The sequence below is a fragment of the Corynebacterium sp. UMB8791 genome, assembly GCF_054166365.1.
This window is the reverse complement of the sequence record NZ_JBSZCG010000138.1, coordinates 1-8134: the sequence shown is the minus strand read 5'-3', so window position 1 is coordinate 8134 and position 8134 is coordinate 1. Positions and strand designations below refer to the sequence as shown.

General features: G+C 60.5%; 7 protein-coding genes. 2 read left to right on the top strand and 5 right to left on the bottom strand.

Annotation, left to right across the window (positions count from 1 at the left end; genetic code table 11):
• Nucleotides 1-344: 344 nt before the first annotated feature.
• The gene (locus ACXIUA_RS09580; protein ID WP_457976689.1) at nucleotides 345-1145 is read right to left on the bottom strand and encodes a hypothetical protein; all 801 of its coding nucleotides are present in this window, start codon (nucleotides 1143-1145) and stop codon (nucleotides 345-347) included.
• A gap of 959 nt (nucleotides 1146-2104) precedes the next feature.
• Here ACXIUA_RS09580 and ACXIUA_RS09575 point away from each other — a divergent pair.
• Both ACXIUA_RS09575 and ACXIUA_RS09570 read left to right on the top strand, forming a co-directional pair.
• Complete coding sequence (locus tag ACXIUA_RS09575; RefSeq protein WP_457976688.1) at nucleotides 2105-2638, top strand: hypothetical protein; 534 nt, start codon at nucleotides 2105-2107, stop codon at nucleotides 2636-2638.
• A 65-nt stretch (nucleotides 2639-2703) separates the two neighbouring features.
• Nucleotides 2704-2961, top strand: a complete 258-nt coding sequence (locus tag ACXIUA_RS09570; RefSeq protein ID WP_457976687.1) for a hypothetical protein — start codon at nucleotides 2704-2706, stop codon at nucleotides 2959-2961.
• A 112-nt stretch (nucleotides 2962-3073) separates the two neighbouring features.
• On the opposite strand, the gene ACXIUA_RS09565 is transcribed toward ACXIUA_RS09570, so the two are convergent.
• The 4 genes from ACXIUA_RS09565 to leuS all read right to left on the bottom strand — a co-directional run.
• Nucleotides 3074-3394: a DUF202 domain-containing protein gene (locus ACXIUA_RS09565; protein WP_457976686.1), complete on the bottom strand. Its 321-nt coding sequence runs from the start codon at nucleotides 3392-3394 to the stop codon at nucleotides 3074-3076.
• Nucleotides 3391-4092, bottom strand: coding sequence for a VanZ family protein (locus ACXIUA_RS09560; protein ID WP_457976690.1), 702 nt, complete (start codon nucleotides 4090-4092; stop codon nucleotides 3391-3393). Before ACXIUA_RS09560 ends, ACXIUA_RS09565 begins: the two co-directional genes overlap by 4 nt.
• Nucleotides 4093-4135: 43 nt before the next feature.
• Nucleotides 4136-5254 carry a hypothetical protein gene (locus ACXIUA_RS09555; protein WP_457976685.1) on the bottom strand — a complete coding sequence of 373 codons (1119 nt, stop codon included), beginning with the start codon at nucleotides 5252-5254 and terminating at the stop codon, nucleotides 4136-4138.
• Nucleotides 5255-5308: 54 nt separating this feature from the next.
• Nucleotides 5309-8134 (bottom strand): leucine--tRNA ligase (leuS, locus tag ACXIUA_RS09550; RefSeq protein ID WP_457976684.1); only part of this gene is annotated, 2826 nt, incomplete at its 5' end.

The following is an 8134-nucleotide window of genomic DNA, read 5'->3' as shown; positions in this document are numbered from 1 at the left end:
GGATACACAGTGTAGTGGGTGAGGTGTGGCGGGGTGGGATGTGTCGTGGGAGCGTTGCTAGAGATTTTGTGAACAGATTTGCGTGCGGTTCGGCCTGTTGGCCGACGGGACGTTCCGGGCGACCTCTTAGCGTTGACCAATGCAGGTCAGCGCAAGATGGGGGAATTGGCGTCGACAACAAACGCGGGTCCGCTGCCTGACGTTGCCAATGGCGTGGGGGTGCAATGCATGACCGAGTTTCATTTCCTGCGAGCGAGAGCGCCCCCACACATGATGCATGCAATGCGTTTTGGCGCGGATACCATTGCCGCTGGCGTGGATGACAAGCTGAAAAGCGAGCGAGGCTATCGCGGAGCAGTGTTTCGAGGATCCCTGCTTAAAATTTCGGGAATAGGGTCGTTGGCAGTGTAGTAGGCCAGAACATCTTGGTCGAGGCATTTTAAAAGTTCGAGAAACTCTTGGCGATACACCTTGCAATCGATGTTGATGAGCGTTTCTTGGTGGCTAATTCTGTTTCGAAGCAGCACAGCGTGGTGCATGATAAGACTTGCACGGTCAGGTGCAATCGGTGAAGGTCCACCTGATAGAGCTTTGTGAGTAATCGCTTCGTAGACTGCTTTTGCTCTTGTATACGTAACTTGGTCCGGAAAGAATTTCATGCTCCCGTCGTCCTGTATTTCGGGCTCTCGGTAGAAAAAATTCTGTTTCCATTGAGTGAGTGAGACCTGAGCGATTACGTCATCGCGTGTCAAGCCGTGCCCACTACGTAAGTGATGTCCAGTGAAGAGGCCGGCACCGTTATCTCGAATCTCTTTAGCTTTCTGTGCTTTGTTTATAGCGGGTCCTGAGATTGCTTTACTGATTTCCGATAATGGAGACTGAACGTTTTGGTCCGGAGTGAGAATCCAATTTTTGTTACTGCCCGGGGGCTGATCGCTCCAAATATCGATAGCCGCGCAAATCTTATTTCGGAGAACTACTTCTAGGATAGCGATGAGGCTCCCCATTGCTGCAGAGAGTTCGGCATCCCAAGCGTACAACTTGAGCGCTCTACCAGCATGATTTCCGCTTTGCGCTAGAAATTTTTCCATCCGTTGTTGGCCGAGCGCTTTTAATACGTTTTTAGCGTGTGTGCTTCCGTGCATAGCCTTACACCCCCATGAAGGCACCTTTAGACTTGACTATTGTCTGTCCCATTGGTTAGCGTGTCAAGCGAGAGAGTGAGTAGAGTCTCCGGCTCGAGTGCACTCCAGTAGAAGGAACCTCGCCCGAATACCGACGCAGCGTCGAAGCATCGGGAGGGGTTCTTTCGTTTTAAGTTGGGTGTGGCGATACTCCCCGGGTGCGGGGGCCAGGGGTTTTGGTCGCCCGGAGGAGGTCGACGGGAATTGTAAACCATTCGCGTACCGGATGACCTTGCCAAGTTGATTGGCATAGCTCAGCGGCAGCTTGCGTTGAACTTCTCCAGGAGTCGCATACGTGAAGAGGAAGTGAGGACAAGGTCCCTCGCTATAAAGTGAGAAAGCTCTACAGGACATTTTGCACATGTAGGGCTTTCTTCCTTTTGCTGAGACCGATCCTTTTTGACGGGTGGCGCACCAAATTCAGGGTCCCCCTGTTATCCGAGGTGCTATTTTCCCAGTTCGATGCTGTCCGGTTCTGGATTGTGGTGCACAGCTAACGTACAGGAATTCCTCGTTTTTATCCTGGCGTTCCTGTGCCGAGTTAAAAGCGCGGGAATTACGGAGTGCCATGCTGATCGCCGAGGTCGGGCTGCACCCTTCCGTGCACGCCGCAATACCTCTCGTCGCTTACCTTGTGTGAGGCTTCGGAGCAGAGAAGGAGCAGAGAAGCAGGCTCTTCAAGACGTCAGCTAGGGTTGCCGGTTTCCCTCCGGCTCCATTCCTGCAATCGGGCATCCATCGCATGACGCACAAGAACCTCTGTGATACCCAACGTTTCTCGAACTGACGTCCCCAGTTCGACGCTCCACCGACACAGCGTAAGGCCTGGTAACCAGAAATTGACAAAAGATAGGGGGGGGGGGGGGGGATTAAATGAACAGGAACCTTAATTCTTCCTGTCAACTAAAGGAGATCTCATTGTGAAGAAGTTCGCAACCGCAGCCGTAGCTGCAACCATGGCACTCGGCCTGGCCGTCCCGACAGCTGGTGCTGCGGAAGACAAGGGCAGCAGCTATGACGACGCATACGTGGTGACCACCGTCGTCTCCGGCAATTCGTGCAAGATCACGCACTCATACGGTCTGCCGGATACGCTCACCCCTGCACAGGCGAAGCTGAAGATGCCAGATGCCACTACCGCTAATGCCATTCTCCTGTACCACGGGCTCTACCTGCAAGGCGACGAAGACGCTACGCTTTACAACTTTAAGAAGGGCGAAGATCTGCTCGCGCTACAGGCCTGCGCGAACGGCGAGAACTACTCCACTAACTTCGTGAACTCGCTGTCCTCCGTGGTCGAACCTCACCAGGGCCGCGCGGCTGCGTACTGGCTGTTGAAGGTCATTGTGCCTCTTGGCATCGGCATTGCGGCGCTTGGTGCGGCGTTCTCGCCTGAGTTCCGCCACATGCTGCCAGCGCCTGTTGCGCAGTTCCTGACTGACCTCCTCAAGTAGGCAACTCAGCACCCCTGAAGCCCCGCACCGTGCGGGGCTTCATCTCTATATATAAGGACATCACGATGAAGAAGATCACCGCTACCGTTCTCGCCGCCGCGATGGCTGCTTCCATGCTCGCGCCGACTGCCGATGCTGCGTCGAACACGATGAGCACTAAGAACTACCAGAATCACTGCACGCTGAAGTTCAACAGCCCTGGCATGACCCAGAACAACGGAACGTACACTCAGAGCGCCATCAAAAACTGGGTTTCAAAACAAGATGGTCTCAAGAAGCTGGAAACGGCGCCGACGCCGCGTGCATTGATGATGCATTGTTAACCATGAATCTGGCCCACAACCACTTGACACAGAGCGTTCGCCCACGGCCCGGCGCGTTTGCCCAGGTCGCGGATTTTTTAGGCAGGAAAAAGGTGCGCAGACCCTCGACCCCTTAATTCACAAGGACCAGCCACAGGCCCAGGCCACCAAGCGCAACCAGCGCACACGCAGTAGCAAGGACGGAGGCCGTGTTTGGTTGGGAGCGCTCCTGGGCGAGGTTGTGCGCTTCGGTGCGGTAGAGGCGTCGATATCTGGAGATGAGCACCACTGCCAGGGTGAGCAGGAGCCCGATGGCACCGAAGACGGGTACGGGGTAGGCGTAGGACCAGCGCAGGAGCGCCATCGAGCAGACGAGCATGGCCAGGGCGGTGCGGGTCCAGCTCAGGGCGGTGCGCTCGGGCTGGAGGCCGGGGTCGGCAACTGGGATGGTCACGAGAGGAGCCCCACTAACACCACGATGGAGGCGACCAAGATGCCGACGCCGAGCAGCGGCGCGATCGCTGGGGCGGGCAGCGGGCGACCGTGGCGCAGCGCTCGTTCGACGCGGACCCAGCGGATGGCGGCGCCGGCAGCGATAGCCATGCCGATCACGATCACGGTGGCGGCGGCGAAGGTTTGGGTGCCGGGTGGGATGCCGGTGACGTCGAAGGCGCCGAGGGCGATGCCGCCTGCCAGGAATGCCAGCGCGGTGTGGGTCCAGGCGAGGAAGGTGCGCTCGTTGGCGAGGGTGAAGCGGGCGTCGGGCTCGTTGCCGTCGGGGAAGATGGTGCGGGTGAAGCTGGGCATGTGGGCAAGTGTAGCGCCCAGGGTGCCGCCGGCGGTGTTGATGATGAGGTCGTCGATATCTGAGTAGCCGGCGGCGAGCACGTACTGGGCTACTTCAATGCTTAGTGACGCCACCATCGACACCAGGGCGGCCTTCCAGACCTTGCCGAGCCGGAGGCGGGCCAAGTAGCCGACGGGAAGGAAGAGGACGATGTTGCCGATGAGGTTGAGCCACGGCCCCCACCAGACTCGGTAGTAGATGAAGGAGCCGAAGGGGATGAGGCGCAGGTGGCGGACCTCGTGGGAGATTGTGTCCCACACCCCGGGCAGGCCAACGTACGCCTTGCCGACGGTAAAAAAGAGCACGGCCGCGGCGGTCAGTGCCACGGCCGTGTAGTAGGTGCTGCGCTTAGGCAACGGCTACCTCGTGCGGGACGGGGCCGCCGGAGACCTGGCGGTAGGCGTATACCATCGCCAGGAGTGCTGGGGCGGCCAGCAGCGTGCCCAACACCAGCGAGACAAAAGCGGCCACGCTGGAGGCGGCGCCACTGCCGGAGACGGTGGCCATCAGGATCCCGCAGACGATCATCAGGCCGAGCAGACCACCGTAGTTGCGCTTCGCTGTGGTGAAGCCGGCCTTGAAGGCGTCGCCGAAAGTGCCGTTGTTGTCGGCTGCGTAGAACGACTGGAAGATGAAGAACGGCGAGATAAGCAACATGATCAGCACCGCGATGCCGATCCCAACGAATAGGGTCACGAACGCGGATGGGTCGATAGCGCTGAGATCACCGCTCGAGGCGGTCAGGAGCGCCTCCGGGTCCGCGCCGGCAAACCCGGCGACAAACCCGATCGCCATAAGCACGAAGAAGATCAGGGACGTGATGATGCCGACGACCACCGTCATCCCAAGCGTCTTGCCGTACGCGGCCGACTTGATGTCCTTCAGGATGAACTGCTTCGGGCCGACCAGAGTCTGCTGCAGCGCGGCGGCCAGGAACAGCGGCGTGACGAAGAATAGGGCCAGCATGCCCAGGGCGCTGACCGTGTCGCTCTGGAAGACGGCCCCGATGTTGTTCAGCAGCGCGTACACAAACGCGAGCACCAGCCAGGTGCCCGGGTTGGCGTAGGCAGTTTTGAAACCGTACTTCAGCGCAGCGCCGACGGACAGCTTCCCGGTGCCCAGCCCGTGCGCGACGCCGTTGACGGCCGGGTTGCTGATCGGGTGCGGCGTGACGCCGTCGCCGTACTGGGAAGGCGTGATGCCGACGAAGCCGTCGTCGTTAGCAAGCATGGCTGCTGCGGGGCTCGTCGGGACGGCGAGCTGGGCGCCGTGGTAACGCAACGCACTCTCCCCGGACGCCTGGGTGGCCGAGTTGACGTCAAACGCACCGAAATCGGCCTGCTCCTCGTAAGACTGGCCGGAAGGCTGTCCCGAGGACTGACCGTATGGCGACGCGCCGTATTCCGGGTAGGACGGGATGCCGCCCGGGTTCTGCGGATCGTTGTTAGGTGTATTTGGTTCAGTCATGGTGCCCAACAGTACACACAAACGCTCCGCAGCACCTACACGTTTCCTGAACGTTTACTTAACGACCAGGTTCACCATGCGTCCCGGCACCACAATCACCTTGACCACGTTCTTGCCGTCGGCCAGTTCCTTGACGCGCGCATCCGCCAGCGCAACCGCCTCGGTGTCCTCCTTGGAGGCGTCCGTCGGGACGTCAATCCGGGCCTTCACCTTGCCGTTGATCTGGACGGGGAGTTCGATGGTGGCGTCGACAAGGAATGATTCCTCGAAGGTCGGGAACGGCTCGAACGTGATGGTGTCGGCGTGGCCGAGCTTCGCCCAGAGTTCCTCGGCGATGTGCGGGGCGAGCGGCGCGACCATCTGCACCAGCGGAGTGACCGCCGCGCGCGGGGCGCCCGACGGGTACGTCTTGGTCAGGTAGTTCGTGAACTCAATCAGCTTTGCGACGACCGTGTTGTCCCGCAGGTGCTCGTAATCGTCGCGGACACCGGCGATGGTGCGGTGCAGCTGCTTGTTGTCATCCTCGGTGAGCGCGGCGTCGGTGACGGTGACCTCGCCGGACTCCTCGTCCACAACCAGGCGCCACAGGCGCTGCAGGAAACGGTGCGCGCCGACGACGTCCTTCGTCGCCCACGGGCGCGACGTGTCCAGCGGGCCCATCGACATCTCGTAAACGCGCAGGGTATCCGCACCATAATCGCGGCAGATGTCATCCGGCGCGACGGCGTTCTTCAGGGACTTGCCCATCTTGCCGTACTCGCGGTTGACCTCCTCGCCGTCGCGGTAGAACTTGCCGTCCTTCTCCTCCACCTCGGCGGCCGGGACGTACACGCCACGCGAATCCGTGTAGGCGTACGCCTGGATGTAACCCTGGTTGAACAGGCGGCGGTACGGCTCCTTCGAGGACACAAAGCCCAGGTCATAGAGCACCTTGTGCCAGAAACGGGCGTAGAGCAGGTGCAGCACCGCGTGCTCCACACCGCCGACGTAGAGGTCCACGCCGCCCGGATCGTTCTCGCTGCGCGGGCCGGTCCAGTAGCGCTCGTTCTCGATGTCGCAGAACGCGTCCTGGTTCGTCGGATCGATGTAGCGCAGCTGGTACCAGGACGAACCCGCCCACTGCGGCATCACGTTCGTGTCGCGCCAGTACTTCTTCGTGCCCTCACCCAGATCGAGCTCGACCTCGACCCAGTCAGTGGCCTTCGCCAGCGGCGGCGCCGGCTCAGAATCCGCGTCCTCCGGGTCGAAGGACACCGGGTTGTAGTCCTCCACCTGCGGCAACTCGACCGGCAGCATGTCCTCCGGCAGGCCGTGCGCCTGGCCATTTTCGTCGTAGACGATTGGGAACGGCTCGCCCCAGTAGCGCTGGCGGGCAAAGAGCCAGTCGCGAAGCTTGTACTGGATCTTCTCCTCACCAGCACCGTTCGCGGCCAGCCACTCGATCGCCTTCGCGATACCCTCGTCCTTGCCCAGGCCGTTGAGGTCCAGGCCCTGCTCGTTCGCCGAGTTAATGTGCGGCGCGTCGCCGGTGAAGGCAGTTTCTGCGATGTCGCCGTCGAGCACCGGCACAATCGGCAGACCAAAGACGGTCGCGAACTCGTAGTCGCGCTCGTCGTGCGCCGGCACCGCCATGATCGCGCCCGTGCCGTAGCCCGTCAGCACATAATCAGCAATAAAGATCGGGACCTGCTCGCCGCTCACCGGGTTCGTCGCAAACGAACCCAGGAACACGCCAGTCTTCTCCTTATTCTCCTGGCGCTCCAAGTCACTCTTGGCAGCAATAGCCGCCCTATACTTCTCGACGGCCACCTTCGGCGACTCCGCCCCATTCGTCCAACGCTCATCCGTGTCGGCCGGGAAGGCATCGGCCGTGAGGGCGTCGACAAGCGGGTGCTCAGGCGCGAGCACCATGTAGGTCGCGCCGAACAGGGTGTCCGGGCGCGTCGTAAAGACCTCAATCGGGCCAGCCTCCGATGCGAACGCCACCTGCGCACCACGCGAACGACCAATCCAATTACGCTGCATCGCCTTGACCTTCTCCGGCCAATCCAGCAAGTCGAGGTCATCGAGCAGGCGATCCGAGTAGTCAGTAATACGCATCATCCACTGACGCAGCCGCTTGCGGAACACCGGGAAGTTTCCGCGCTCCGAACGACCCTCCGCCGTGACCTCCTCATTCGCCAGCACCGTGCCCAGGCCAGGGCACCAGTTCACCATCGAATCGGACAGGTACACCAAGCGGAACTCATCAATCGCCTTGTGCTTCTCCGCGTGCGTCAAGTCGCGGAAGCTGCGACCATCCTTGGTTTTGCGGGCGCCCGTAAGCAGGTCACGGACCAGCTCCTCAATCGGACGAGCCTTCTGCAGCTCCTCATCAAACCAGGCGTTATAAATCTGCAGGAAAATCCACTGCGTCCAACGGTAAAACTCCGGGTCGGTCGTCGCCACCGAACGACGCGGATCATGGCCCAGACCCAACTGGCCCAGCTGACGCTTCATATTCTGTATATTCGCCTCAGTCGTCGTACGCGGATGCGTACCCGTCTGGATCGCGTACTGCTCCGCCGGCAAACCAAACGCGTCATAGCCCAACGTATGCAGCACGTTTTTGCCCAACATGCGGTTGTAGCGAGCAAACACATCCGTCGCGATGTAGCCAAGCGGGTGACCCACATGCAGCCCCGCCCCCGACGGGTACGGGAACATGTCCTGCACATTCAGTTTGTCCTCGGGCAGTGGGTCGCCCGTGGCGAGGTCGCCGACCGGGTTCGGCGCGTTAAACGTGCCGTTGTCCTTCCAGAACGTCTGCCACTTCTGCTCAATCTGATTAGCCAGGCCAGCGCCGTAACGGTGCGCTGGGGATTCGCTCGCGTTAGTCAT

What these genes read in the sequence shown, in the direction of transcription:
- ACXIUA_RS09580 (WP_457976689.1), bottom strand. Translation starts at nt 1,145, where the DNA reads ATGCACGGAAGCACACACGCTAAAAACGTATTAAAAGCGCTCGGCCAA.
- ACXIUA_RS09555 (WP_457976685.1), bottom strand. Translation starts at nt 5,254, where the DNA reads ATGACTGAACCAAATACACCTAACAACGATCCGCAGAACCCGGGCGGC.
- ACXIUA_RS09570 (WP_457976687.1), top strand. Translation starts at nt 2,704, where the DNA reads ATGAAGAAGATCACCGCTACCGTTCTCGCCGCCGCGATGGCTGCTTCC.